Source organism: Pseudomonas sp. GW823-FHT05G12 (assembly GCF_058795575.1).
In genome coordinates this window covers 4,021,963-4,047,316 of record NZ_CM179501.1, presented here as the reverse complement: position 1 = coordinate 4,047,316, position 25,354 = coordinate 4,021,963, and the positions used below count along the sequence as shown (strand labels likewise).

Below are 25,354 nucleotides of genomic sequence, written 5' to 3'. Positions count from 1 at the left end.
TTTCTCAAATGAAAATATTTCTCATATCAGTCTGCTGCGATGGCCGGGCTGGGCGACTTGCGCATGGACAGGGTGGTGCCGACCGAGGCGGTAATGATTGCCAGAATCGCCAGCCATTGAGTGAGCGTCAGCACCTCGCCGAGGAAAAGCAGGCCGGACAATGCGCCAAATGCCGGTTCGATGCTCATCAGGGTGCCGAACGTGCGCGCCGGAATCCGCGTGAGGGCAACCATTTCCAGGCTGTATGGCAGGGCGGTGGACAGTATTGCAACGGCAAACGCCATGGGGATCACGGCAGGTGTGAGCAGAGCGCTACCGGCGTGGGCGATACCGATGGGGGCGACGAACAGGGCCGCGACCACCACCCCCAGGGCCGCGCTCTGGATGCCGTGCTCGGCCCCTGCACGTTGCCCGAACAGGATGTACAGCGCCCAGCACACACCCGCCCCCAGCGCATAGGCGGCGCCCACTGGGTCGAGTGCCTGGCCGCTGTGACCTGCCGGCAGCAACAGCAGCAGGCCTGCGATGGCCAGGGCAATCCACAGGAAATCGATCGCTCGGCGCGAGGAGAAGATCGCCACGGCCAACGGGCCGGTGAATTCCAAGGCGACGGCGATACCGATTGGTACCGTTTGCAGGGCCATATAGAAGAGGAAGTTCATGCCGCCCAGTGCCATGCCGTAGATGACCACATTGCGCAACGTGTTGGCGGTCATGCGTACCCGCCACGGGCGCAATATAAGCAGCATGATGATGCTGGCGAAGATCAGGCGCAGGGTGGTGGTGCCTTGTGCGCCGACGATCGGGAACATGCTTTTGGCCAGGGAGGCGCCGGACTGAATCGATGCCATGGCGATAAGCAGTAGGCCGATCGGGAAGAGGGTGGCGGCCAGGCTGCGGGGTTGGGTGTTCATTTAAGTGCGGCAATCCTTGGGCGGGGGAGGTGGTGAGCAATATAGTGCGCAATTGGTGGGGGAGGTGGTAGCCCTCAAGCGGCTTTGCCAGAAATATTTCAAATCATTGAAATTAAAGGTTGACCTTCTCGATGGCCTCCCTATAATGCGCACCACTCCAACGCGGTAGCGAAGCAAAGCTAGCCACTGTGTTGAGTCAAGTGTTTGAAGCTAAACGAGTTTCTCGCAAAAAACTTCAAAATAAACGCTTGACAGGCTCTGAGGAAGGCGTAGAATGCGCGCCTCGGTTGAGATGAAAAGCTCTTAACCAACGCTCTTTAACAAATCGAATCAAGCAATTCGTGTGGGTGCTTGTGAGTACGGACTGATAGTCAAAAAGATTATCAGCATCACAAGTGACCATGCGAGAAATCACATAGTCATTTGAGATTGCTGAGCCAAGTTTAGGGTTTCTTAAAAACCCAAGCAGTATTGAACTGAAGAGTTTGATCATGGCTCAGATTGAACGCTGGCGGCAGGCCTAACACATGCAAGTCGAGCGGATGACGGGAGCTTGCTCCTTGATTCAGCGGCGGACGGGTGAGTAATGCCTAGGAATCTGCCTGGTAGTGGGGGACAACGTTTCGAAAGGAACGCTAATACCGCATACGTCCTACGGGAGAAAGCAGGGGACCTTCGGGCCTTGCGCTATCAGATGAGCCTAGGTCGGATTAGCTAGTTGGTGGGGTAATGGCTCACCAAGGCGACGATCCGTAACTGGTCTGAGAGGATGATCAGTCACACTGGAACTGAGACACGGTCCAGACTCCTACGGGAGGCAGCAGTGGGGAATATTGGACAATGGGCGAAAGCCTGATCCAGCCATGCCGCGTGTGTGAAGAAGGTCTTCGGATTGTAAAGCACTTTAAGTTGGGAGGAAGGGCAGTAAGCTAATACCTTGCTGTTTTGACGTTACCGACAGAATAAGCACCGGCTAACTCTGTGCCAGCAGCCGCGGTAATACAGAGGGTGCAAGCGTTAATCGGAATTACTGGGCGTAAAGCGCGCGTAGGTGGTTTGTTAAGTTGGATGTGAAAGCCCCGGGCTCAACCTGGGAACTGCATCCAAAACTGGCAAGCTAGAGTACGGTAGAGGGTGGTGGAATTTCCTGTGTAGCGGTGAAATGCGTAGATATAGGAAGGAACACCAGTGGCGAAGGCGACCACCTGGACTGATACTGACACTGAGGTGCGAAAGCGTGGGGAGCAAACAGGATTAGATACCCTGGTAGTCCACGCCGTAAACGATGTCAACTAGCCGTTGGAATCCTTGAGATTTTAGTGGCGCAGCTAACGCATTAAGTTGACCGCCTGGGGAGTACGGCCGCAAGGTTAAAACTCAAATGAATTGACGGGGGCCCGCACAAGCGGTGGAGCATGTGGTTTAATTCGAAGCAACGCGAAGAACCTTACCAGGCCTTGACATGCAGAGAACTTTCCAGAGATGGATTGGTGCCTTCGGGAACTCTGACACAGGTGCTGCATGGCTGTCGTCAGCTCGTGTCGTGAGATGTTGGGTTAAGTCCCGTAACGAGCGCAACCCTTGTCCTTAGTTACCAGCACGTTATGGTGGGCACTCTAAGGAGACTGCCGGTGACAAACCGGAGGAAGGTGGGGATGACGTCAAGTCATCATGGCCCTTACGGCCTGGGCTACACACGTGCTACAATGGTCGGTACAGAGGGTTGCCAAGCCGCGAGGTGGAGCTAATCTCACAAAACCGATCGTAGTCCGGATCGCAGTCTGCAACTCGACTGCGTGAAGTCGGAATCGCTAGTAATCGCGAATCAGAATGTCGCGGTGAATACGTTCCCGGGCCTTGTACACACCGCCCGTCACACCATGGGAGTGGGTTGCACCAGAAGTAGCTAGTCTAACCTTCGGGGGGACGGTTACCACGGTGTGATTCATGACTGGGGTGAAGTCGTAACAAGGTAGCCGTAGGGGAACCTGCGGCTGGATCACCTCCTTAATCGACGACATCAGCCTGCTGATGAGCTCCCACACGAATTGCTTGATTCATTGTAAAAGACGATGCTGTAACGCGACCCTGTTATAGGTCTGTAGCTCAGTTGGTTAGAGCGCACCCCTGATAAGGGTGAGGTCGGCAGTTCAAATCTGCCCAGACCTACCATTACATGGTTCAGCCGTAGAATACGGGGCCATAGCTCAGCTGGGAGAGCGCCTGCCTTGCACGCAGGAGGTCAGCGGTTCGATCCCGCTTGGCTCCACCACTTTCGCCGTACGCAGTCACTTGTCAGAACTTAGAAATGAACATTCAGCTCGAATGTTGATTTCTGGCTTTTGTCAGATCGTTCTTTAAAAATTCGGATATGTGATAGATATAGACTGAACACCAGTTTCACTGCTGGTGGATCAGGCTAAGGTAAAATTTGTGAGTTCTGCTCGAAAGAGCAACGTACGAATTTTCGGCGAATGTCGTCTTCACAGTATAACCAGATTGCTTGGGGTTATATGGTCAAGTGAAGAAGCGCATACGGTGGATGCCTTGGCAGTCAGAGGCGATGAAAGACGTGGTAGCCTGCGATAAGCTTTGGGGAGTCGGCAAACAGACTGTGATCCAGAGATCTCTGAATGGGGGAACCCAGCCAGCATAAGCTGGTTATCTTGTACTGAATACATAGGTGCAAGAGGCGAACCAGGGGAACTGAAACATCTAAGTACCCTGAGGAAAAGAAATCAACCGAGATTCCCTTAGTAGTGGCGAGCGAACGGGGACCAGCCCTTAAGTTGATTTGAGATTAGTGGAACGCTCTGGAAAGTGCGGCCATAGTGGGTGATAGCCCCGTACACGAAAATCTCTTGTCAATGAAATCGAGTAGGACGGAGCACGAGAAACTTTGTCTGAATATGGGGGGACCATCCTCCAAGGCTAAATACTACTGACTGACCGATAGTGAACCAGTACCGTGAGGGAAAGGCGAAAAGAACCCCGGAGAGGGGAGTGAAATAGAACCTGAAACCGTATGCGTACAAGCAGTGGGAGCCTACTTTGTTAGGTGACTGCGTACCTTTTGTATAATGGGTCAGCGACTTATATTCAGTGGCGAGCTTAACCGAATAGGGGAGGCGTAGCGAAAGCGAGTCTTAATAGGGCGTTTAGTCGCTGGGTATAGACCCGAAACCGGGCGATCTATCCATGGGCAGGTTGAAGGTTAGGTAACACTGACTGGAGGACCGAACCGACTACCGTTGAAAAGTTAGCGGATGACCTGTGGATCGGAGTGAAAGGCTAATCAAGCTCGGAGATAGCTGGTTCTCCTCGAAAGCTATTTAGGTAGCGCCTCATGTATCACTGTAGGGGGTAGAGCACTGTTTCGGCTAGGGGGTCATCCCGACTTACCAAACCGATGCAAACTCCGAATACCTACAAGTGCCGAGCATGGGAGACACACGGCGGGTGCTAACGTCCGTCGTGAAAAGGGAAACAACCCAGACCGTCAGCTAAGGTCCCAAAGTCATGGTTAAGTGGGAAACGATGTGGGAAGGCTTAGACAGCTAGGAGGTTGGCTTAGAAGCAGCCACCCTTTAAAGAAAGCGTAATAGCTCACTAGTCGAGTCGGCCTGCGCGGAAGATGTAACGGGGCTCAAACCATGCACCGAAGCTACGGGTATCATCTTACGATGATGCGGTAGAGGAGCGTTCTGTAAGCCTGTGAAGGTGAGTTGAGAAGCTTGCTGGAGGTATCAGAAGTGCGAATGCTGACATGAGTAACGACAATGCGAGTGAAAAACTCGCACGCCGAAAGACCAAGGTTTCCTGCGCAACGTTAATCGACGCAGGGTTAGTCGGTCCCTAAGGCGAGGCTGAAAAGCGTAGTCGATGGAAAACAGGTTAATATTCCTGTACTTCCAGTTATTGCGATGGAGGGACGGAGAAGGTTAGGCCAGCCTGGCGTTGGTTGTCCAGGTTTAAGGTGGTAGGCTGAAATCTTAGGCAAATCCGGGATTTCAAGGCCGAGAGCTGATGACGAGTTGCCTTCAGGCGACGAAGTGGTTGATACCATGCTTCCAAGAAAAGCTCCTAAGCTTCAGATAACTGGGAACCGTACCCCAAACCGACACAGGTGGTTAGGTAGAGAATACCAAGGCGCTTGAGAGAACTCGGGTGAAGGAACTAGGCAAAATGGCACCGTAACTTCGGGAGAAGGTGCGCCGGCGAGGGTGAAGGACTTGCTCCGTAAGCCCATGCCGGTCGAAGATACCAGGCCGCTGCGACTGTTTATTAAAAACACAGCACTCTGCAAACACGAAAGTGGACGTATAGGGTGTGACGCCTGCCCGGTGCCGGAAGGTTAATTGATGGGGTTAGCGCAAGCGAAGCTCTTGATCGAAGCCCCGGTAAACGGCGGCCGTAACTATAACGGTCCTAAGGTAGCGAAATTCCTTGTCGGGTAAGTTCCGACCTGCACGAATGGCGTAACGATGGCGGCGCTGTCTCCACCCGAGACTCAGTGAAATTGAAATCGCTGTGAAGATGCAGTGTATCCGCGGCTAGACGGAAAGACCCCGTGAACCTTTACTATAGCTTTGCACTGGACTTTGAATTTGCTTGTGTAGGATAGGTGGGAGGCTTTGAAGTGGGGACGCCAGTTCTCATGGAGCCATCCTTGAAATACCACCCTGGCAACTTTGAGGTTCTAACTCAGGTCCGTTATCCGGATCGAGGACAGTGTATGGTGGGTAGTTTGACTGGGGCGGTCTCCTCCCAAAGAGTAACGGAGGAGTACGAAGGTGCGCTCAGACCGGTCGGAAATCGGTCGTAGAGTATAAAGGCAAAAGCGCGCTTGACTGCGAGACAAACACGTCGAGCAGGTACGAAAGTAGGTCTTAGTGATCCGGTGGTTCTGTATGGAAGGGCCATCGCTCAACGGATAAAAGGTACTCCGGGGATAACAGGCTGATACCGCCCAAGAGTTCATATCGACGGCGGTGTTTGGCACCTCGATGTCGGCTCATCACATCCTGGGGCTGAAGCCGGTCCCAAGGGTATGGCTGTTCGCCATTTAAAGTGGTACGCGAGCTGGGTTTAGAACGTCGTGAGACAGTTCGGTCCCTATCTGCCGTGGACGTTTGAGATTTGAGAGGGGCTGCTCCTAGTACGAGAGGACCGGAGTGGACGAACCTCTGGTGTTCCGGTTGTCACGCCAGTGGCATTGCCGGGTAGCTATGTTCGGAAGAGATAACCGCTGAAAGCATCTAAGCGGGAAACTTGCCTCAAGATGAGATCTCACTGGGATCTTGAATCCCCTAAAGGGCCGTCGAAGACTACGACGTTGATAGGTTGGGTGTGTAAGCGCTGTGAGGCGTTGAGCTAACCAATACTAATTGCCCGTGAGGCTTGACCATATAACACCCAAGCAATTTGCCGACGCAGATTGCGGTGGTGAAGACGAAAAAACCGAAAATTCGTAAGACCACAAATATCGCATATCCGAATTCGCTGGGCTGTCCATCTGGACATTCTGGCAACAGAATTTCTTGACGACCATAGAGCATTGGAACCACCTGATCCCATCCCGAACTCAGTAGTGAAACGATGCATCGCCGATGGTAGTGTGGGGTTTCCCCATGTGAGAGTAGGTCATCGTCAAGATTAATTTCGCAAAACCCCTATCTGCGCATGCAGGTAGGGGTTTTGTCTTTGTGGGCAAAAAACTGGACATGCTCGAGAGCGGAGATGGCACCGGCTTCGCCGGTGTTCGCGGGTAAACCCGCTCCTACGGCGGCCTGTGTCCAACCACCGATGTGTGTCTACCACCAATCTGTGTAGGAGCGGGTTTACCCGCGAATACGGTGGCGGCGGCAACGGTGAACGGCAGGTGGAAATTGGCCCGCAGGCCCGGCCCATTCGCGGGTAAACCCGCTCCTACAAATCATGAAATGTGCGTCATTTATACCTGACGAATGACAGCGTAATGCTACGCTCGCGGAAATACTCACCACGGATACTTACCATGGAAATGAACTGGCATCAGGCCCTGCAAGAGAGCCTAAGCTGGCTGGCAATCGCCTCGTTCATCACCCTTGTCAGCTTCACTGCAGCCGCAACTCTGGCCGTGCGTTTTACACGCTGGGGCAGCCAGTTCTGGCAGCTTGCGGGGCCCTATTTCAGTTTCAGGCGCAGTTGGCGGCCGTTGCTGGTGTTTGCCCTGCTGCTGGTCCTGACGCTGTTTTCGGTTCGCCTGAACGTGCTGTTTTCGTTTTGGTACAACGGCTTCTACAGCGCCTTGCAGGGCCTCGACCAGACGGCGTTCTGGTACCTGCTCGGCGTCTTCGCGGTGCTGGCCACCATCCATGTGCTGCGCTCGCTGTTCACCTTCTATGTCAGCCAGGCATTCAGTATCAAGTGGCGGGTCTGGCTGACCGAGCGCCTGACCCACGACTGGATGCAGGGCGATGCCTATTACCGTGGCCAGTTCCTTGCCGAGCCAGTGGACAACCCTGACCAGCGTATCGAACTGGACGTTAACGCTTTCGTCACCAACTCAGTCAGCCTTGCCTTGGGCGCAGTCAGTGCGCTGGTTTCACTGGTGGCGTTCACCGGCATCCTCTGGGGGCTGTCAGCACCGTTGACGGTGGCCGGCGTGGAGATCCCTCGGGCGATGGTATTTGCCGTTTACCTGTATGTCATCATCGCCACCTGGGTCGCCTTCCGCCTCGGGCGCCCACTGATCCGGCTTAACTTCCTCAACGAGAAACTTACCGCCAACTTCCGTTACGCGTTGATGCGCCTGCGTGAGAACGCCGAGAACATTGCCTTCTACCAAGGTGCGCAAGTCGAGCGGGGCACGTTGCTCGGCCGTTTTGCTGCCTTGATCGTGAATGTCTGGGCATTGGTGTACCGGAACCTGAAGTTCAGTGGTTTCAACTTGGGTGTCAGTCAGGTTGCCGTTGTGTTTCCGTTCATTCTTCAGGCGCCGCGCTTCTTCAGTGGGGCGATCAAGCTGGGCGACGTCATGCAAACTTCCCAGGCCTTTGGGCAGGTGCAGGATTCTCTGTCGTTCTTCCGTGAGTCGTACGATGCGTTCGCGCAGTACCGCGCGACCCTTGATCGTCTCACCGGCTTTCTCGATGCCAACCAGCAGGCAAGTGCGTTGCCGCGCGTCACCACCGAAGACCAGGCGCATGCGCTGCAGATCGCGGGGTTGCAGGTGCTACGCCCGGACGGACATGCCCTTATCGCCGACCTGGACCTGAGCTTGCACGCCGGTCAGGCGTTGTTGATCAAAGGGCCATCGGGCAGTGGTAAAACCACGCTGCTGCGTGCCCTGGCGGGCCTTTGGCCGTATGCCGAAGGCAAGGTCAGGCGGCCAACGGGCCATCAGGCACTGTTCTTGTCGCAACGGCCGTACCTGCCGCTGGGTGACTTGCGTACCGTCATTGCCTACCCGGCAGCCAGCAACCCCAAGGATGAACTGCTCATGCAGCAGGCATTGCGCCAGGTCAACCTGGCCCATCTCGCCGAGCGTCTGGACGTCAGCTGTGACTGGTCACACATCCTCTCGGTGGGCGAGCAGCAGCGCCTGGCGTTCGCCCGGGTGCTGTTCAACAGGCCACAGGTGGTGTTCCTCGACGAGTCCACCTCGGCGATGGATGAAGGGCTCGAGCATGCCCTGTATGCGTTGTTGCGTTCGGAGATGCCGAGTGCATTGCTGGTCAGTGTCGGCCACCGTAGCACGCTGGCGGCGTTCCATACCCACCGGCTTGAGGTGGATGGGCATGGCGGTTGGTCGTTGCTGGAGCAGGAGGCTGCGCTGGCTTAGTTCGGCTTGTGGGTGAGATCGCCATCCGGCATCGCGATTAGCTTGGCCCCTTCACTGCGTGCATTGGCGACATCCTTACTCGAACGCTTTCACCGGCAGGCGGCGCTCCCTGTCCAGACGTTCGGCCTCTGCGGCGGGGCGTCCGGGTTACAGGATGGAACTGTTCAACCTGCGTACGCCGCAGCCGTGAACCGCCAGGCTAGCCAGGTTCAGCGCAGCAGCGTCAGTCCTGCAAGGGTGGTGACGGCAAAGCCCGCACCAACCAGGAAGGTTGCCTGGTACCCTGCACGCTCCCACAGCAATCCGGCAACCACGCTGGCTATCAGCAGCGCCGCACCGGTCAGCAGGTTGAACAGGCCGAAGGCGGTACCGCGCAAGTTGGCGGGGGCGCTGTCGGCGATCATGGCAGAGAAGATGCCCTGGCTGAAGCCCAGGTGCAGGCCCCAGGCCGTTACTCCAAAGGCAAGCCCGACCCATCCTGGCAAAAGGGCCAGCAGCAGGTCGGCAGTGATCAGCAGGCCTAGCCCGGCCATCAGCACGCCACGGCGCCCCACTCGGTCCGACAACACGCCGGCAGGGTAGGCCGACAGTGAGTAGGCCATCGCCATCAATACCAGTACCGCCGGCGCCCATAGCGGTGTCAGGCCTATGTTCTGAGCCCGCAGCAGCAAGAACGCCTCGCTGAAACGGGCGAGGGTGAACAACGTGGCCAGACCGATCAGGCGCCAATAGACCGGCCCGAGGCGCCGCAGCTCGTGCAGTGCCAACGGTGAGCGCACCGGACGCCCCATCGCTGGGGCCGCAGGTTCGTGAACGAAGGCAATCAGGATATACACCGCCACGAACGCCGGGATAACAGCTACCCAGAACACGGTCTGGAAATGGCTCGCTGTCAACCACATCAATACGATCGCCAGCAATGGCCCGAGGATAGCGCCTACGGTATCGAGCGCCTGACGCAGGCCGAACGCCGCGCCTCGCAGCTCGACCGGCGTAACATCGGCCACCAGCGCATCGCGTGGGGCCCCCCGAATACCCTTGCCGACGCGGTCGACGAAGCGTGCCGCAGTCAGCCACTCAAGTCCGGGAGCCATGGGAAATACCGGCTTCATCAGCGCACTGAGGCCGTAGCCGAGGACTGTCAGCAGCTTGCGTTTACCCAGTCGGTCGCTGAGGGCACCAGAGAACACCTTGGTGAACGATGCGGTCGACTCGGCGATTCCTTCGATAAGCCCCACCGCTATCACCGAAGCGCCGAGCACACTGACCATGTACAGGGGCAGTAGGGCGTGGATCATCTCCGAGGAAATGTCCATCAACATCGACACGAAGCCCAGCGCCCAGATACTGCGGGGCATCTTCGGCAGGCTTTTGGCAGTGTTCGCGCAGCTGTTGTCATCGCCACGCATCTGGTCTCTCCGCAGCGTTGTACGTCGAAACTGTAGATGCCTGCACACAGGATGCAAACTGGATAGGTGGATAGCAGCAACAGCCTGTGGAGATGACGAAACTTTCCATAAATGCAGGGGTGGTTATTCCGTCAGAGAGTGTCTTCGCCCGTTTCGCGGGTAAACCCGCTCCTACAGGCGACCGCGAAGGCTTATCAAATTTAGGGGGCAGTCCGGCGTGGCTCACAAGCTTCGCTGTGGCAAAGATCACGGTTCAGCAAAGTTCAGTAACAAACATGTAAACTTCGTAAATAAGATTTACTCGCATTTGCGATTCTCTATATTTACCACCCCTGTTGGCCGCCAAACTGAGTGCGGGGCTGGTGGGCGAGGGCTCCCGGTTTCCGACAGGGATGTGCCTTTTCGCTCATGAATCGCAGGAGATGTACCCATGCAGTGCAGAACTTCACCCAACAGCCTGGCCCTGGCGTTCGTTGCGCTGGCGTCGCCGTCCATGCTGGCGACCGCAGCAGAGTCCGAGGAGCGGCGTGCGGGTGAGGTCCTGGAAGTGCCCGTCGCCGACAACGCTCTGGTGATCCAGGACACCCTGATCACCGCCGAGCGCGAGGCGCGACAGGCCCTGGGCACGTCGATCATCACGGCCGAAGACATCAAGCGCCACCCGCCGGCCAATGACCTGTCCGACATCATCCGCCGCGAGCCCGGGGTTAACCTGACAGGCAACAGTGCCAGTGGGGCACGCGGAAACAACCGGCAGATCGACCTGCGCGGCATGGGCCCGGAAAACACCTTGATCCTCATCGACGGCAAGCCATCCAGCGCGCGCAACGCCGTGCGCTATGGCTGGAACGGTGACCGTGATACTCGGGGTGAAACCAACTGGGTGCCGGCCGAAGCGGTCGAGCGCATCGAGATCTTGCGTGGCCCGGCCGCCGCACGCTATGGCTCCGGCGCCATGGGCGGGGTGGTCAACATCATCACCAAGCGTCCTTCCGACGAGTTGAAAGGCAGCGTCAGCCTGTACACGCAGCTGCCGGAAGACAGCGCAGAGGGCGCCAGCCGCCGAGCCAACTTCAACCTCGGTGGCGGCCTGACCGATAACCTGGGTTTCCGCCTGTACGGCGGCCTGGCAAAGACTGACGCCGACGATCTCGACATCAACGCCGGGCATGCCACCAGCGCCCTGGTAGCGGGGCGGGAAGGCGTTCGCAACAAGGACATCAACGGCCTGCTGAGCTGGAAACTGAACGACGAGCACCGCTTGGAAGCCAGTGCCGGCTACAGCCGTCAGGGCAACATTTTTGCCGGCGACACCATGAACAGCAACGGCGGCGGAGACGTTGACTTCGTCTCCAGCCTCTACGGCCACGAAACCAACGTGATGCAGCGCAGTACTTATGACCTGACCCACCTCGGTGATTTCACCTGGGGTACCAGCAAGACCACGCTGGCCTATGAATACGTACGCAACTGGCGGCTTAACGAGGGCTTGGCTGGCCGCACCGAAGGTGCCCCAAGCAACGAAGGTGGGGCTATGTCACGTTTGCGCAACACACGCCTGAGCAGTGAGGTGAACCTGCCGTTCGCCATGGGCAGCACAGACCATGTGCTTACCTTGGGCGGCGAGTACCTGTACGAAACCCTCAACGACCAAGGTTCGTTGCGCCCGCAAAGCTCCGACCCCACCAACAATGACGGCCTTGTCGGCTTCGATCGCAGCAGCTCGAAGATGACCGCACGCAGCTATGCGCTGTTTGTCGAAGACAACATCATCGTTGGCGACACCACCCTTACGCCGGGCCTGCGTTTCGACCACCACGAAACCTTCGGTGACAACTTCAGCCCCAGCCTGAACCTGTCGCACAAGCTCACCGAAGCGCTGTCGGTAAAAGGCGGCATCGCCCGTGCCTACAAGGTTCCGAACCTGTACCAGTCCAACCCCAACTACCTGCTGTACAGCCGCGGTAATGGCTGCAGCGTGCAACAGACCAACAATGGTGGCTGTTACCTGCAGGGCAACGCCGACCTCAAGCCCGAGATCAGCATCAACAAGGAAATCGGCCTGCTGTACGACCGTGGTACCTGGCGCACCAGTGCCACCTACTTCCGCAATGACTACAAGAACAAGATCATCGGTGATACCGATGTGCTTTACACCATTGGTACCGGCAGCCGCGTGACGCAGTGGGACAACGCCGGCAAGGCGCGCGTGGAAGGTGTCGAAGGCAACTTCTTCATCGAGTTGGCCCCGACCCTGGACTGGAACACCAACCTGACCTGGATGCTCGACAACGATAATCGCGAAACGGGCGAGCCGCTGTCGGTGATCCCGGAATACACCGTCAACACCAGTCTCGACTGGCGCGCCACCGAGCAACTGTCATTCCAGCTGGCGGGTACATACTTCGGCAAGCAGAAATCGCCGACCTACGACTACCGCACCCAGCAGGACTACGACAAGACCGCCCAGCAGGACGTCGAGGCCTATGGCCTGGTGGACGTGAGCGCCGGGTACAAGTTCAATGCCAACTACGACGTGCGGGTAGGCGTGAACAACGTCTTCGACAAGCAGATCCTGCGCGGCGGCAACGCCAGCAGCTCGGGGGCAAACACGTATAACCAGCCGGGCAGGGCGGTGTTTGCTGCGCTGAATATCAACTTCTGATCCCAAGGGCCGCCCTGCGGCCCAATCGTGGTTCAATCGGGTCGCGAAGGGCCGACGACATTCTTGCAGCCAAACGTCTCGCAGCGTGCTAAACCATGCTCCCCAGCCCGCTGCGAGAAATGCCTGGTGAAAGCCATCCGCCTGACCCTGATCTGCCATGCCCTGACCCAGGCCCAGAAGAACGGGCGCCTGCACCATTCTGATGACGGCATCCTGCCGCTTGCCCGACAGTCAGACGGCGATAGTTCAGGCGTGCAACTGCTGAGTGCGCCAGAGCGGCGGGCTTGCGAGACGGCAGCGTGGTTAACGGGGGCAGTACAGATCGAGCCAGGTTTGGCCGATTGCGACCTTGGGCGTTGGCAGGGTTTGTCGTTGAAGCAGCTACAAGCCGAGCAACCGCAGGCGTTGGCCGAATGGCTGCAGGATCCGGCCAGTGCCGTGCATGGTGGCGAGTCGTTCGCTGCGCTATGCCAGCGCCTGGCCGCCTGGCTGGCGGCCTTCGACAGGCCGGGTGACTGGCTGGCGGTGACCCACCCGATGGTCATGCGCGCCATGCTGGTACAGGTGCTAGGGTGCCCGATGAGTGCCGGGCAGCGTATCGACGTGCTGCCGCTGTCACGTCTGCAACTGAGCTTTACCGGGCAGTGGCGGTTGCGCCTGGGCTAAGGCTCAGAACGCCAGCTTGTAACCGATCAGCAGCAGCATCGTTGCCAGGCAAGGGCGCAGCACGCGGTCGGAGATCCGCCCAGTGAGGTGGCTACCCAGGTAGATGCCTGGCAGCGAGCCCAGCAGCAGGTAGCCCAGCAGCGACCAATCCATGTTGCCCATGCCCGCGTGGCCCAGGCCTGCTACCAAGGTCAGTGGCACGGCGTGGGCAATTTCAGTACCGACCAGGCGACGGGTGACCAGAAACGGGTACAGCAGGAACAGCGCCACCGTACCCAGGGCGCCAGCACCGATGGAGGTGAGGGTGACCATTATTCCAAGCACCACGCCGGTCAGCACTGTGAGGATGTTCAGGCTGCGGTCGCTGAGGTGATAGTGATCACCGGCATGGCGGCTGGCGAAGGCCTGCAGGCGCGATTTGAACAGGATGGCCAGCGCGGTCAGGATCAGCACCACCGCCAGGCCTTGCTTGATGATGGCGTTGAGCGCCGAGGTATCGGCGTGCAGGGTGCTGAGGAACCACAGGGTCAGCGCCGCTGCGGGCACGCTGCCCAGGCTGAGCAGGCCGGTGATCTTCCAGTCGATGTTCTTGTTGCGCGCATGCACCCAGACGCCACTGGCCTTGGTGATCGCTGCATACAGCAGGTCGGTGCCGACAGCGGTCGCCGGGTGGATGCCAAACCACAAAAGGATCGGGGTCATCAGCGAGCCGCCACCGACGCCGGTCATACCGACGATGAAGCCCACGACCAGGCCAGCAATGGTGAAACCGAAAGAACCTACATCCATACGCTACTCGACTGCCCAACTTTGCCCGTTATCGGATGCCAGTCAGCATATAGATTTTTTTATAGCCAAATAGACTTCTTCGTTATTAGGTTATAACCAGGCTTGCCTTGGCAGGCGCAGCGGATCAACGATCGGTCATCACTACCATGACATGGGCATCACCACCGTCATCGCTTTCCGACAGGTAGATGTGCCCCACCTGGCTGTCGAAATACGCAGTCTCCTGCGGCCCGATGCTGACCGCTTCTCCGGTCTCGAACTCGATGCGCACGCGCCCGCTCAGCACCAGCGCGAACTCTTGCCCGGGGTGGCGGATAAAATCGTCGAACTGGCCGCGTTCCCGGGCAATGATGCGGGCATAGGCCGGTGTCATGCGTCGTGCGGGGAAATCCCCGGCAATCGGATAATAGTCGTAGGTGCCGGTCGAATAACCCGCCGCTGCGGGCAGTGAGTCGACCACCACGGTCACCGGCACCGGGGCGCTGACCGTGCCGCTGGCGCGGAACAGCTGGGCAATATCGACATTCAGCGCCCGCGCAGCAGCGGCCAGTTTTTCATAGCTGACCGACACCTGCGCCAGTTCCATCTTCGACAACGTGGACAGCGGCACGCCACTGGCTTCGGACAGTTGCTTGAGGGTCATCTGGCGCGCCTTGCGCACCTGGCGCAGGCGCTGGCCGACGACGGCACGGTCAAGCTGGGGTAGAGCTGCGGGCATTCAGGGATCTCGGCATGCGGCGGTGGTCGGGCATCTTACCTTGGACCCTTGCGCATTTCTAAATTCTCATATATTAGAATTCTCATAAATGATAATTGCCTGGCAGGAGCGTGCATGACCCCGACCTACGACACCCTGATCATCGGTGCTGGCATCGCCGGCGCCTCGCTGGGCTACCGCCTGGCCGGCCAGCAGCGTGTGCTGCTGGTCGAGCGTGAATCGCAGCCTGGCTACCATTCCACCGGGCGTTCGGCGGCCATGTTCATGGAGGCTTACGGCACCCCACAGATCCAGGCACTGACCCGCGCCAGCCGGGCCTTCTACGAAGCGCCACCGCAGGGCTTCTGCGAGCACCCGCTGCTGGAGCCGCGAGGCTGTCTGTATGTCGCCAGCCTGGAGCAGCGGGAACTGCTTGAGCAAACTTACGCGCAGAACCTGGCCAATGGCACAGAAGTCACCCTGCTGGACCGGGACGCGGCCTTGGCACTGATACCCAGCCTGCGTGGCGAAACCCTGGCCGGCGCGGTGCTTGAGCCAGGTGCGATGGACCTTGACGTACATGCCTTGCACCAAGGCTTCTTGCGTGGTTATCGCACTGCCGGCGGTGAACTGCGCTGCAACGCCGAGCTGATCCAGGCCTGGTACCTGGACGACGTGTGGCAGGTGGAGTTGGCTGATGGCAGCCGCCTGCAGGCCCGATGTCTGGTCAATGCTGCAGGTGCCTGGGCGGACCGTGTGGCCGAGCAGTGCGGGGTGGCGCGCATCGGTTTGCAACCGTGCCGTCGTAGCGCCTTCACCTTCCCTGGTCCGGCAGAGCAGGACTTTACTCGCTGGCCTGCGGTGATTGGTGTCGATGAAAGCTTCTACTTCAAGCCTGATGCCGGCCAACTGTTGGGGTCGCCAGCCAATGCCGACCCGGTTGAGCCCCAGGATGCCGCGCCCGAGGAGTTCGACGTGGCCTTGGGTATTTACAACATTGAAGCCATGACCACCCTGGCGATCCGCCGCCCGAGCCACACCTGGGCCGGGTTGCGTTCGTTCGTTGCCGACGGCGACCTGGTGATCGGTTTCGATGCGCATGCCCCCGCGTTTTTCTGGCTGGCGGCCCAGGGGGGCTATGGCATCCAGTCGGCAGCGGGCGCCTCGCGCCTGGCCGCCGACGTGCTACTGGGCCAGCCGTTGTGTGCCAGCCTTGTCAGCCAGGGCGTGGCGCCCGAGCGCCTGTCCCCGGCCCGTTTCCAGCAACCCTGAAAGGAGCATCCCATGAGCAATGACATTCAGCGTTTCCCCAGCAGCTTGCCGTTCCCGTTTTCCCGCGCGGTAAAGGCCGGTGGCTTTCTGTTCCTCTCCGGGCAGGTGCCGATGAGCGCCGGCGGCGAAGTGGTGCGCGGTGATATCCAGACCCAGACCCGTGCTGCCTGCGAGCGTATCGCCGAAAGCCTGGCGGCCTGTGGCGCGCGTTTCGACCAGGTGGTGAAGGTCACGGTCTGGCTGTCGGACATGCGCCATTTCGCCGGCTTCAACGAGGTGTACAAGGCGTTCTTCGGCGCGGCGCTACCGGTGCGTTCCACCGTGGCTTCGGCGTTGGCCCTGGGCGTGGATGTGGAGATCGAAGTGCAGGCGTTCGTCGGCGACGCCTGACCGGGCAAAGAGCCCGTGTAGAGGCGACCTTGTGTCGCGATGGGCTGCAAGGCCGCCCCTACGACCGGTATGCGACGGCGATGACAAAACAACAATAAATCCAGAGGTTCACATGCAAGAGCAGCTGAAGATCGCCGGCGCATTTGTCGGCGTGATCGTGGGGGCGGGGTTCGCTTCAGGGCGGGAACTGTTGTTGTTCTTTGTCGATTTCGGCGTGTGGGGCTTGGCTGGCGCGTTGGTCAGCGCCGCCTTGTTCACCTTCCTCGGCATGGCGCTGGCGGGGCTGGGCAATCGTCAGCAGGCCACCTCGCACAAGGATGTGATTTTGGCCATCTGCGGCCGTCACCTGGGCATGTTCGTCGACTGGTTGATCACCTTTTTCATGTTCGCCGTCACCGTGGTCATGCTGGCCGGCGGTGGTGCCTTGCTGGAGCAGCAGTTCGGCATCCCGGCCCTGACCGGCAGCGTGCTGGTGACGCTGGTGGTGGTCGGTATCGTGTGCCTGGACGTGCGCAAGATGATGCTTGCAATTGGCGCCATCACACCCTTGCTGATCCTGGTGGCTTCGGCGATAGCGCTGTATGCGGTGATCACCCGCGAGCAGAGCTTTGCTGCGCTCGATCAGGTGGCCAGCCAGCAACAGGCCGGCACCCGCCATTGGCTGCTGGGTGCGTTCTTGTATGTGTCGTATAACATCGTCGCGGGTGCGCCGATCCTGGCTATTCTGGGCGGTTCGGCCAAGGGCGAGAAAGCCGCGGTGTGGGGAGGCCTGCTCGGTGGCGCGGCGCTAGGCGGCCTGATGCTGGTGATGAGTGCCGGGCTGCTGTCGCGCCTGGACAGTGTGGCCGACCAGCCGATGCCGATGCTGTCGATTGCCAACGAAGTGTCACCACTGCTGGGGCTGGTGATGTGCCTGATCATCTTCGGCATGATCGTCAACACCGCGGTGGGCACGCTGTTTTCCTTCCTCTCGCGGCTGTTGCCGGCGGGCACGACGAAGTTCCGCTGGGGCTCGGTGGTGACCGGGGTGGTGGCGCTCGGCTGTAGCCTGGTGGGGTTCATCAGCCTGGTGGGTGAGGTGTACCCGTTCTTCGGTTACCTGGGCTTTGTGCTGATGACGGCGGTATTGCTGGCCTGGGTACGGCGGGGCAGGGCTGCGAAGGCGGTGGCTGCATAAGGGCTTGGTACAGGCGACAACAGGCATAGGCTGTTGCCGCCTGTACCCGGCGTTTAAATCCGGAAGCTGCCCACCAACTGCTTCAAACGCCCAGCCTGCTGGGCCAGCTGGTCGCAATGACGCAGGGTCTCGTTGAGGTTCTCCACCCCCTGCTGGTTCAGGGCGTTGATCTGGGTGATGTCCAGGTTGAGGCTCTCGACCACGGCGGTCTGTTCTTCGGTCGCTGTCGCCACCGACTGGTTCATGCCATCGATTTCGCCAATGCGCTGGGTCACGCTGGCCAGGCGTTCGCCGGCCTGGTTGGCCACCTGCACGGTCTGCTCGCTGGAAACCTGGCTGGTGTTCATGGTGTGCACCGCTTCGCGCGAGCCCACCTGCAGGCTGGTGATCATGCGGTGGATTTCTTCCGCCGACTCCTGGGTACGGTGCGCCAGGTTGCGCACCTCGTCGGCCACCACGGCAAAGCCACGGCCGGCTTCACCGGCACGGGCCGCTTCGATGGCGGCGTTCAGTGCCAGCAGGTTGGTCTGCTGAGAAATGCCCTTGATCACGTCGAGGATCTTGCCGATTTCGTCGGTGCTGGCGTTGAGCGTTTCGATCTGCGCGCACGACTCGCTGATCCGTTGCGACAGGGCAGTCATGGCGCTGATGGCTTCTTCAACCACTTCACGGCCACCGTGCGCCTGTTCGCTGGCACCGCTGGCATGTTGTGAAGCATCCGCGGCGTTGCGGGCGATTTCCTGGGTGGCGGCGCCCAGTTCGTTGATGGCCGCAGCGACGCTGTTGGTGCGCATGCTCTGTTCTTCAGACCCGATGATCGACGCATTGGACGCGCTGACCACTTTCTCCGAAAGGTCATGCACCAGGCGGGTGGCCGAGGACACTTCGCTGATCGAGGCATGGATACGTTCGACAAAGCGGTTGAACGAGGTAGCCAGTTCGCCGAACTCGTCCTTGTTCTGCACGGCCAGGCGGCGGGTAAGGTCACCTTCACCCTCGGCGATGTCGCGCATGGCGCGGCCCATGGTGGTCAGCGGGCTCATCAGCACCGGAATCAGCAGGCCGAGCAGGCCGGCGATGGCGGCCACGGCAATCAGCATGGCAATGATCGCCGAGGTGCGGAACTGGCTGAGCGCGGCATAGGCCTTGTCCCTGTCGATCGACAGCCCGATGTACCACTGCGCCGAAGGCAGGCCGGCCACCGGGGCGAACGAGATGATGCGGTCCTGGCCGTCGAGGGTGACATCCTGCATGCCGGCGGCAACCCGCAGGTTGCTGCCTGGGTAGATGTCCTTGAGGTTCTTCATCACCTGGTCTTTATTGGGGCTGACGATCACCTGGCCATTGGCGTCGGCCAGGAAGGCGTGACCGATGCCGCCGAAGTCGACCGAGTTGATGATCTCGACGAGGGTGTCGAGGGTCACGTCACCGCCGACCACACCGATCAGTTCGCCATTGCGCTTGCTCTTCACCGGCGTGGCGATGGTCACCATCAGGCCACCGACTGCACCCTGGTACGGGGCGGTCAGCACGGTCTGCCCGGCGTTGGCGGCGGCGCCATACCAAGGGCGCTGGCGCGGGTCGTAACCGGCGGGCATCTGGGCATCCGGGCGCTGGGTGAATTCGCCGTTGGCCTGGCCCAGGTAGGTGAACAGGAAATTACGCGTGTAGGACGGCTGCTCGATCAGCCCTGCCAGGGTGTCGCCGGCGCCTTGCTGGCCGATGTCCTGGGCCAGGTTCTCCAGCACCAGAATGCGCCCGCTCATCCAGTTCTGCACACTGCTGGCGGTCAGTGCACCGGACTGCTGCACCGAGGCTTCGATATTCTGGCGGATGGTATTGCGTTGCAGGTAGTCGTTGTAGAGCGTGAACAGGGCAAATGCCAAAACCACGACGCCGCAGGCGCTGAGCAGGATCTTGTGGCGAAATTTCAGGTTCATGTTTCGAGACCTTGAGCCAATGAGGGGAGGGCGCAGCGCGCTCATGACGCGATGCGGGGCCTATCGACCGAGATATCGGCTTGAGGGGTAAAAGATTGAAGTGCTTAGGGAAAATTCTTACAGACGTTTCGACGGACGGCAGTCACGGGTCAGCCAACTGCTCGATCAGCAGGCGTGCAGCCTGCTGCAGCGGCTGTTGTTTGCGCCACAGGATATGCACGGGCAGTTGCAATTCGTTGCGTGTATTGCGGAATGCCAGGCGCACCAGACGCCCGCTGGCCAGCAGCGGGGCGACCCGCGACAACGGCAGATCGCCCCAGCCCAAGCCAGCTTCCACCATTTGCAAAGCCAGATCGAAACTGTCGGTGGACCAGTGTGTGGCGCCGATCAGTGGGCGAGGGTCCGCCAGAGGCAGGTCGCGGCTGCGCACCAGAATCTGACGCACCTGGGTCAGGTCCTCAAGGTCGTGGATACGCCCCTCACGCAGGGCCGGGTGGGCCGGCGACAGGGTGGCTACCAGCGACTCCATGCCGATGTGCTGGAAGCCGCGACGGGCATCGACCTGCAGGCCGGCAAAGGCTATGCAGAGGTCGACACGGCCGCTGTCCAGCAAGTGCAGGGCTTCTTCCTGCGGGGCGCTGAGCAGGGCAATGTCCAGCAACGGGTGGCGCTTACCTAGGTTGGCGATGGCCGCCAGCAGCGGGCGGTGATCGATGTCGGGTACCACGGCCAGGGTCAGGCTGCTCTCCAGCCCTTGGGACAGCTCCAGGGCATGAACCTGCAGCAGCCCCAGTTGTTCGGCAATCAGCCTGGCGTGTGGCTCCAGGGCCAAGGCCTGTGCGGTTGGGCGAACTTCACGCGGGCCACGTTCGAACAGGCTGTAGCCAAGTTCTGCTTCAAGGTTGCCAATGGCCATGCTCACGGCTGAAGGCACCCGCTTGAGGGCGCGCGCGGCGGCAGAAAACGAACCGTGGTCGAGCACGGCCAGAAACAGCTGGATGTTGTCGCTGGAAAAGTTCATGGCAGCCTCCTGTCAGTTGATCTGACAGCTGCTGACTTTTGCTGTCAAGTACGTTGAAGCATGATCGCCCCGTCGCTATTTGTCTTTGGAGGTAACCTGGGTGCAGGGATTGAAACGCAAGCTGGTCTACGTGACTTTCTATGAACTGATCGGGCTGTGCATGTCGACCCTCGGGCTGGCCTACCTGTCAGATACGCAGGCGTCGCATACCGGACCGCTGGCGGTGATGATCACCACCATCGCCATGCTCTGGAACCTGATCTACAACACCCTGTTCGAGTACTGGGAGAGCCGCCAGGCCAAGCGGGGACGCAGCGTGGCGCGGCGGGTGGTGCATGCCATCGGCTTCCAATTGACCCTAGTGGTTTACTTGATTCCGCTGATTGCCTGGTGGCTGGACATGACATTGCTGGAGGCGCTGCTGGTGGATATGGCGTTCATCATCCTGGTGCCGTGCTACACCTTTGCCTACAACTGGGCGTTTGATCGTGTGTTTGGCTTGCCAAGCTCTGCCCTTGCCACAGCTTGATACAGCCTTGCGCTGCGAAAACGCCGGCACAGGCCGCCACTAAGGTGGCAGGCGAATGATCAAAGGCGCCTGCTGCTGCTCGACCTGCTGCTCCACCGGCCGCGGCGCACTGGCCAGCAAGCTGTCCTCAACCTGCCCCGACAGGTAATAGACCCCCGCCATGGCCCCGCTCTGGCGGTTCTCCATCAACTCCTGCCATTCCTGGTTCAACGCCACGTTCAGGATCACCCGCAGCTGTTCGACCATCTGCGGGTGATCACGGTCATGGGTCATCACCCCGTAACCGGCTGCAGCAATCGAAATCATCGCCCCTGCCACCTTGCCCACTGCCGATGCCACGGCACTGGCGATACCGCGTGGGGCCAGGGTGGCGCCAAGCTTTTCGCTGGCCTGGGTGGCCACCGAGTTGAGCCCGACATCGGTCCTGCCAGGGCCTTTGCTGGCCTGCTGATGCAAGTGCTGGCGCATGGCTTGCCAGGCCGGTTGTTGGTCCAGTGACTTGGCCCGCAGCAGCTGATACAGGCTGGCATTGCGCGCATCCGGTGGCCCCAGGGCGATGGCGGGGATACGGTTGAGGCGCTGGCTGAACTGCTCGGGCGGCGCGTTGTACCGGCTGATGATCGCCGGCAGTTGCTGGCCGAGCAGTTGCAGGTACAGTTCGCAGGCGCGGTCGCGGATGCCCTCTGGGTTGATCTGCTCGGCTACCGGCTCAATCACCCGCGCGTGATACTGCTCCTGCAGGTACAGGGCCAGGCGTTTTTCTGCCGGTTCCCGACCCTCACCACTGTCGAGCTTGTACCAGGCCACCTTGAGGGTCAGCCACTGCTGGGTCCAGTAACCCGTGAACCAGGGGATGAAGTCGCTTTCGGTGCGTTGCTGCACTTGCTCCTTCCACACCCGCATGGAGCGCCGGGCATAGTCGTTGGCCGAGCCGGCGGCACCGACCGAGGCATCGATCAGTTCCTGGTCGATGCGTTGCCAGGCCGCGGGGGTGAGTATTGCGGGCGGCGGCGGGGCAGGGGGGCGCTTGCTGGCACAACCGCCGAGGGCCAGCAGAAGGCAGAGCAACAGGAGGACTCGAGAACTCACGCGACCGCCTCCCTGGTAGAGGCTGGGGGGGTTCTCGAAGTATAGGGTGGGGTTATTGGGGCTGCTGTGCAGCCCATCGCCCGCTCAGCACAGATGCAAATGGTTGTGTGAGCGCGGCCTGGGGGGGAGCGATCGCGTCCGTTTGGTCGGGTTATTCCAGGTCGAGCTTTTCTTCCAGACGGTCAAGGTGCCTGTGCATCAACCCCAGCGCCGCTTCGGCATCACCTTGCTCCACGGCATCGATGATTGCCGCATGCTCTTCCCACGCGCAGTGATCGCAGCACGGCGATTCGTAGAGAGCGATGATCAGCGAGGTCATCGGCACCAGCCCATTGAGAAATCGCGCCAGTGGTGCATTGGCCGCCACCTGCGCCAGTTTCAGATGGAACTCGCCGCCCAGGCGGATCGCCGCGCAGCGTTCGCCACGCTCATGGTGCTGGCGCTCGCGCTCTACCAGTTGCCGTAACTGGCGTACCTGCGCCGGCCGGGCGCGTTGCGCAGCCAGGGTGATCAGCGTGGTTTCGGCCAGACGCCGGGCACTGAGCACCTGACGTGCCTGGACCGGGTCAGGCGCAGCCAGATGCGCGGTGTGGCTGGGGCGCTGTACCACCACCTGCTGGTCGGACAGGCGCCCGAGCACACGGCGGATCACCGTGCGGCTGACACCAAAGGCATGGCCCAGCGCCTGTTCGGGCAACAGACTGCCCGGCGGCAGGCGCTGTTCGAGAATGGCGTCGAACAGCCGCGGATAAATCTGCTCGGCCGACAGGCGGGTTTCGCCGGCCGCGAGCAGGGTAGGCAAGTGGGGGACGGCGTTCATGGGCACTCTCCTGAGGTCATGGATGCGGATGTTCGTCCGGGATATTCAGCGCGATGCCCATGCGCAGCCCTTCGGCCACGATGTGCTGACGCATCTGGGCACTGGCCTGGGCGCTGCTGCGTTCGCGAATGGCGCGCACCACCGCTTCGTTTTCCTTCAGCCGCGCGGCCAGGTGCTCGGGCGAGTTGCGCAGCATGTCGGCGCTTTGCTTCAGGGCATTGCCGGTCTGCTGCACCACGCTCTGGAAAATCGGGTTGGTGGTCAGGGCGAACAGCGCCTCATGGAAGGCAATGTAGGCTTTGACCCCGGCCTCGCTGTCATCGGCCTCCAGCGCTTCGCGCATGTCCATCAGGGTCAGGCGCAACTGGCCGATGTCCTGGCTGTTGGCCGACTGCGCCACCAGGCCGACGATGAACGGTTCGAGTGTGTAGCGCAGTTCCAGCACGTCGGCCAGGCTGGCCGCAGCGCTGGTTTCCACGCCCAACGGCTGGGCATCGGCATCCAGCACCAACACGCCCTTGCCGGGTAACGAGCGCACCAGGCCCAGTGTTTCCAGCACGGTTACCGCTTCGCGCAGGCTGGGGCGGCTGATGCCCAGTTGTTCGGCCAGTTCGCGCTGGCCTGGCAGCATGTCGCCGGTGCGCCATTGGCCGCGGGCCAGGGCCTGGCGGAGTTTTTCCACCACTGAGTTGACGACGGTTGATGAGCTGATCACGGTTCGCTCCTGGAAGGGCCGGCGTCATGCCGGCCACGTTCGCTCAGAATTCCTGTTGATGGGCGTTGGGTTGCTTGCGTGGCGTGGGGGCAAAGCCAGGCTTGCCGTCGAGCACGTTCTGCGCACGTTCCAGGTCAATGTCCTTCTCCCAACGGGCAATGGCCACGGTGGCCACGCAGTTGCCGATCAGGTTGGTCAACGCCCGGCCGATACCCATGAACCAGTCCACCGCCAGCACCAGTACCAGGCCAACCACAGGGATCGCCGGTACCGCAGTCAGGGTGGCGGCAAGAATCACCAGTGCCGAGCCTGGGATGCCGTGAGCCCCCTTGGAAGTCACCAGCGACACCAGCAGGATGGTCAGCAGGTCGGTCATTTCCAGTGGCGTGCCGGTGGCGTTGGCGATGAACACGATCGCCAGGGTGAGGTAGATGGAAAAACCATCGAGGTTGAACGAGTAGCCGGTAGGGATCACCAGGCCGACCGTGGAACTGCCGATGCCCAGGTGCTCAAGCTTGCGCATGATCTGTGGCAGTACGGCGTCGGAAGAGGCGGTGCCCAGGACGATGGTCAGCTCTTCGCGCAGGTACTTGATCAACGGCAGCAGTTTCAGGCCCGACAGGCGCATGACGGTGCCCAGCACGATCAGCACGAAGCCGGCACAGGTGAGGTAGAACAGCGCCACCAGCCCGCCCAGGTGCTGCAGCGACGCCAGGCCGTACTTGCTGGTGGTGAAGGCGATGGCACCGAACACGCCGATCGGCGCCAGGCGCACGATCATGCCCATGATGCGGAAGATCACATGGCTCAGTTCGTTGATCAGTCGCGAAATGCCGGCGGCCGAGTCACCTACCAGGTTCAGCGCACTGCCGAACAGCACCGAGAACAGCAGCACCTGAAGAATGTTGTTGTCGGCGAAGGCACCGATCACCGAGGTGGGGATCAGGTCCATGAAGAATGCCGTGGCGCCATGGATGTGCTGGCCGCGCTCGGCCAAGCCGTTGGCATCGGCGGCGGACAGTTGATCCAGGTGAATGTTGGCACCGCTGCCAATGCCACTGGTGAAGGCGAACACCAGGCCGATCACCAGCGCCAGGGTAGTCAGCACTTCGAAGTAGATCACCGACTTCAGGCCGATGCGCCCGACCTTTTTCAGGTCGCCCGCACCCGAAATGCCGCTGACCACCACGCAGAACACGATCAGGCCGATGAGCATCTTGATCAGCTTGATGAAGCCGTCGCCGAGGGGTTTGAGTTGCAGGGAGAGGTCGGGGAAGCTCAGACCGCAGGCGATGCCGAGGGCAAGGCCGAGTACGACTTGCAGGAAAATCGAACGCGAGCACCATTTGAGCATGGGAGGAGTCTCTGATCGGTGTCCTTGCTTCGGTAGCCGCACGGGGCGAAAGAGCGCAGGACTTAATTATTGTGGTCTTACC

General features: G+C 60.2%; 16 protein-coding genes, 2 tRNA genes, 3 rRNA genes and 2 pseudogenes. 12 read left to right on the top strand and 11 right to left on the bottom strand.

The annotated features are described in order from the left end of the window. Positions 1–26: 26 nt before the first annotated feature. On the bottom strand, positions 27–914 hold the full coding sequence (gene rhtA, locus AC3RCM_RS18510) for a threonine/homoserine exporter RhtA (protein WP_336094830.1): 888 nt from the start codon (positions 912–914) through the stop codon (positions 27–29). Positions 915–1,387: 473 nt separating this feature from the next. Here rhtA and AC3RCM_RS18505 point away from each other — a divergent pair. The 6 genes from AC3RCM_RS18505 (at position 1,388) to AC3RCM_RS18480 (ending at position 8,739) form a co-directional block, all read left to right on the top strand. Then, positions 1,388–2,924, top strand: a 16S ribosomal RNA gene (locus AC3RCM_RS18505). 85 nt (positions 2,925–3,009) lie between these two features. Continuing rightward, positions 3,010–3,086, top strand: a tRNA-Ile gene (locus tag AC3RCM_RS18500). A gap of 24 nt (positions 3,087–3,110) precedes the next feature. Continuing rightward, positions 3,111–3,186 (top strand) — tRNA-Ala (locus AC3RCM_RS18495). A gap of 243 nt (positions 3,187–3,429) precedes the next feature. Beyond that, positions 3,430–6,322, top strand: a 23S ribosomal RNA gene (locus AC3RCM_RS18490). Positions 6,323–6,453: 131 nt separating this feature from the next. After that, positions 6,454–6,569: ribosomal RNA gene (gene rrf / locus AC3RCM_RS18485) — 5S ribosomal RNA — on the top strand. Together the 16S, 23S and 5S rRNA genes with 2 tRNA genes alongside form the textbook arrangement of a ribosomal RNA operon. Before the next feature lie 361 nt (positions 6,570–6,930). Further along, positions 6,931–8,739, top strand: a complete 1,809-nt coding sequence (locus tag AC3RCM_RS18480; RefSeq protein WP_336088544.1) for an ABC transporter ATP-binding protein/permease — start codon at positions 6,931–6,933, stop codon at positions 8,737–8,739. Between the two features lie 209 nt (positions 8,740–8,948). Here the strand turns inward: AC3RCM_RS18480 and AC3RCM_RS18475 are convergent, their stop codons facing one another. After that, on the bottom strand, positions 8,949–10,148 hold the full coding sequence (locus AC3RCM_RS18475; protein WP_019438693.1) for an MFS transporter: 1,200 nt from the start codon (positions 10,146–10,148) through the stop codon (positions 8,949–8,951). Between the two features lie 430 nt (positions 10,149–10,578). On the opposite strand from AC3RCM_RS18475, the gene AC3RCM_RS18470 reads away from it, so the two are divergent. Both AC3RCM_RS18470 and AC3RCM_RS18465 read left to right on the top strand, forming a co-directional pair. Further along, positions 10,579–12,813: a TonB-dependent siderophore receptor gene (locus AC3RCM_RS18470; RefSeq protein WP_409320528.1), complete on the top strand. Its 2,235-nt coding sequence runs from the start codon at positions 10,579–10,581 to the stop codon at positions 12,811–12,813. 126 nt (positions 12,814–12,939) lie between these two features. Further along, positions 12,940–13,479 (top strand): histidine phosphatase family protein, encoded by a 540-nt coding sequence (locus tag AC3RCM_RS18465; protein ID WP_198747909.1) that lies wholly within the window; start codon positions 12,940–12,942, stop codon positions 13,477–13,479. 3 nt (positions 13,480–13,482) lie between these two features. Here AC3RCM_RS18465 and AC3RCM_RS18460 read toward each other — a convergent pair whose 3' ends face one another. Together AC3RCM_RS18460 and AC3RCM_RS18455 are read right to left on the bottom strand one after the other, a co-directional pair. Further along, entirely contained in the window at positions 13,483–14,268 is a 786-nt protein-coding gene (locus AC3RCM_RS18460) for a sulfite exporter TauE/SafE family protein (RefSeq protein WP_019438690.1), read from the bottom strand. 124 nt (positions 14,269–14,392) lie between these two features. Further along, positions 14,393–14,986: a helix-turn-helix domain-containing protein gene (locus tag AC3RCM_RS18455; RefSeq protein ID WP_010953221.1), complete on the bottom strand. Its 594-nt coding sequence runs from the start codon at positions 14,984–14,986 to the stop codon at positions 14,393–14,395. A 114-nt stretch (positions 14,987–15,100) separates the two neighbouring features. Here AC3RCM_RS18455 and AC3RCM_RS18450 point away from each other — a divergent pair, with 114 nt between their 5' ends. The 3 genes from AC3RCM_RS18450 to AC3RCM_RS18440 all read left to right on the top strand — a co-directional run bounded on the left by AC3RCM_RS18450 (position 15,101) and on the right by AC3RCM_RS18440 (position 17,804). Then, a complete protein-coding gene (locus tag AC3RCM_RS18450) occupies positions 15,101–16,237 on the top strand; it encodes an NAD(P)/FAD-dependent oxidoreductase (RefSeq protein ID WP_104887329.1) in 1,137 nt (378 codons plus the stop codon). A gap of 12 nt (positions 16,238–16,249) precedes the next feature. Further along, positions 16,250–16,627, top strand: a complete 378-nt coding sequence (locus AC3RCM_RS18445; protein WP_010953223.1) for a RidA family protein — start codon at positions 16,250–16,252, stop codon at positions 16,625–16,627. A gap of 112 nt (positions 16,628–16,739) precedes the next feature. Continuing rightward, positions 16,740–17,804 carry a YkvI family membrane protein gene (locus tag AC3RCM_RS18440; RefSeq protein ID WP_010953224.1) on the top strand — a complete coding sequence of 355 codons (1,065 nt, stop codon included), beginning with the start codon at positions 16,740–16,742 and terminating at the stop codon, positions 17,802–17,804. 53 nt (positions 17,805–17,857) lie between these two features. Here AC3RCM_RS18440 and mcpA (AC3RCM_RS18435) read toward each other — a convergent pair. From mcpA (AC3RCM_RS18435) to AC3RCM_RS18425, 3 genes and pseudogenes are all read right to left on the bottom strand, one after another. Continuing rightward, a pseudogene (gene mcpA / locus AC3RCM_RS18435) lies at positions 17,858–18,454 on the bottom strand (methyl-accepting chemotaxis protein McpA); the annotation flags it as partial. 258 nt (positions 18,455–18,712) lie between these two features. Continuing rightward, positions 18,713–19,744 (bottom strand): annotated as a pseudogene (mcpA, locus tag AC3RCM_RS18430) (methyl-accepting chemotaxis protein McpA); the annotation flags it as partial. 142 nt (positions 19,745–19,886) lie between these two features. Further along, the gene (locus AC3RCM_RS18425; RefSeq protein ID WP_064491795.1) at positions 19,887–20,765 is read right to left on the bottom strand and encodes a LysR family transcriptional regulator; all 879 of its coding nucleotides are present in this window, start codon (positions 20,763–20,765) and stop codon (positions 19,887–19,889) included. Between the two features lie 100 nt (positions 20,766–20,865). Between AC3RCM_RS18425 and AC3RCM_RS18420 the strand changes: the two genes are divergently transcribed. After that, entirely contained in the window at positions 20,866–21,294 is a 429-nt protein-coding gene (locus AC3RCM_RS18420) for a PACE efflux transporter (RefSeq protein WP_014861849.1), read from the top strand. Positions 21,295–21,333: 39 nt separating this feature from the next. On the opposite strand, the gene AC3RCM_RS18415 is transcribed toward AC3RCM_RS18420, so the two are convergent. From AC3RCM_RS18415 to AC3RCM_RS18400, 4 genes are all read right to left on the bottom strand, one after another. Then, positions 21,334–22,383: a hypothetical protein gene (locus tag AC3RCM_RS18415; RefSeq protein ID WP_409322591.1), complete on the bottom strand. Its 1,050-nt coding sequence runs from the start codon at positions 22,381–22,383 to the stop codon at positions 21,334–21,336. Positions 22,384–22,534: 151 nt separating this feature from the next. Then, complete coding sequence (locus AC3RCM_RS18410) at positions 22,535–23,203, bottom strand: GntR family transcriptional regulator (RefSeq protein ID WP_492629051.1); 669 nt, start codon at positions 23,201–23,203, stop codon at positions 22,535–22,537. A gap of 16 nt (positions 23,204–23,219) precedes the next feature. Continuing rightward, positions 23,220–23,918, bottom strand: coding sequence for a FadR/GntR family transcriptional regulator (locus AC3RCM_RS18405; RefSeq protein WP_064493436.1), 699 nt, complete (start codon positions 23,916–23,918; stop codon positions 23,220–23,222). Positions 23,919–23,961: 43 nt separating this feature from the next. Further along, on the bottom strand, positions 23,962–25,272 hold the full coding sequence (locus AC3RCM_RS18400) for a C4-dicarboxylate transporter DctA (protein WP_012053078.1): 1,311 nt from the start codon (positions 25,270–25,272) through the stop codon (positions 23,962–23,964). Positions 25,273–25,354: the final 82 nt, after the last annotated feature.

Excerpts from the sequence above, each read along its gene's own strand:
- AC3RCM_RS18450 (WP_104887329.1), top strand. The coding sequence starts at position 15,101 with ATGACCCCGACCTACGACACCCTGATCATCGGTGCTGGCATCGCCGGC.
- AC3RCM_RS18460 (WP_019438690.1), bottom strand. The coding sequence starts at position 14,268 with ATGGATGTAGGTTCTTTCGGTTTCACCATTGCTGGCCTGGTCGTGGGC.
- AC3RCM_RS18410 (WP_492629051.1), bottom strand. The coding sequence starts at position 23,203 with ATGAACGCCGTCCCCCACTTGCCTACCCTGCTCGCGGCCGGCGAAACC.
- rhtA (WP_336094830.1), bottom strand. The coding sequence starts at position 914 with ATGAACACCCAACCCCGCAGCCTGGCCGCCACCCTCTTCCCGATCGGC.
- AC3RCM_RS18440 (WP_010953224.1), top strand. The coding sequence starts at position 16,740 with ATGCAAGAGCAGCTGAAGATCGCCGGCGCATTTGTCGGCGTGATCGTG.
- AC3RCM_RS18425 (WP_064491795.1), bottom strand. The coding sequence starts at position 20,765 with ATGAACTTTTCCAGCGACAACATCCAGCTGTTTCTGGCCGTGCTCGAC.
- AC3RCM_RS18470 (WP_409320528.1), top strand. The coding sequence starts at position 10,579 with ATGCAGTGCAGAACTTCACCCAACAGCCTGGCCCTGGCGTTCGTTGCG.
- AC3RCM_RS18455 (WP_010953221.1), bottom strand. The coding sequence starts at position 14,986 with ATGCCCGCAGCTCTACCCCAGCTTGACCGTGCCGTCGTCGGCCAGCGC.
- AC3RCM_RS18445 (WP_010953223.1), top strand. The coding sequence starts at position 16,250 with ATGAGCAATGACATTCAGCGTTTCCCCAGCAGCTTGCCGTTCCCGTTT.
- AC3RCM_RS18480 (WP_336088544.1), top strand. The coding sequence starts at position 6,931 with ATGGAAATGAACTGGCATCAGGCCCTGCAAGAGAGCCTAAGCTGGCTG.
- AC3RCM_RS18400 (WP_012053078.1), bottom strand. The coding sequence starts at position 25,272 with ATGCTCAAATGGTGCTCGCGTTCGATTTTCCTGCAAGTCGTACTCGGC.
- AC3RCM_RS18475 (WP_019438693.1), bottom strand. The coding sequence starts at position 10,148 with ATGCGTGGCGATGACAACAGCTGCGCGAACACTGCCAAAAGCCTGCCG.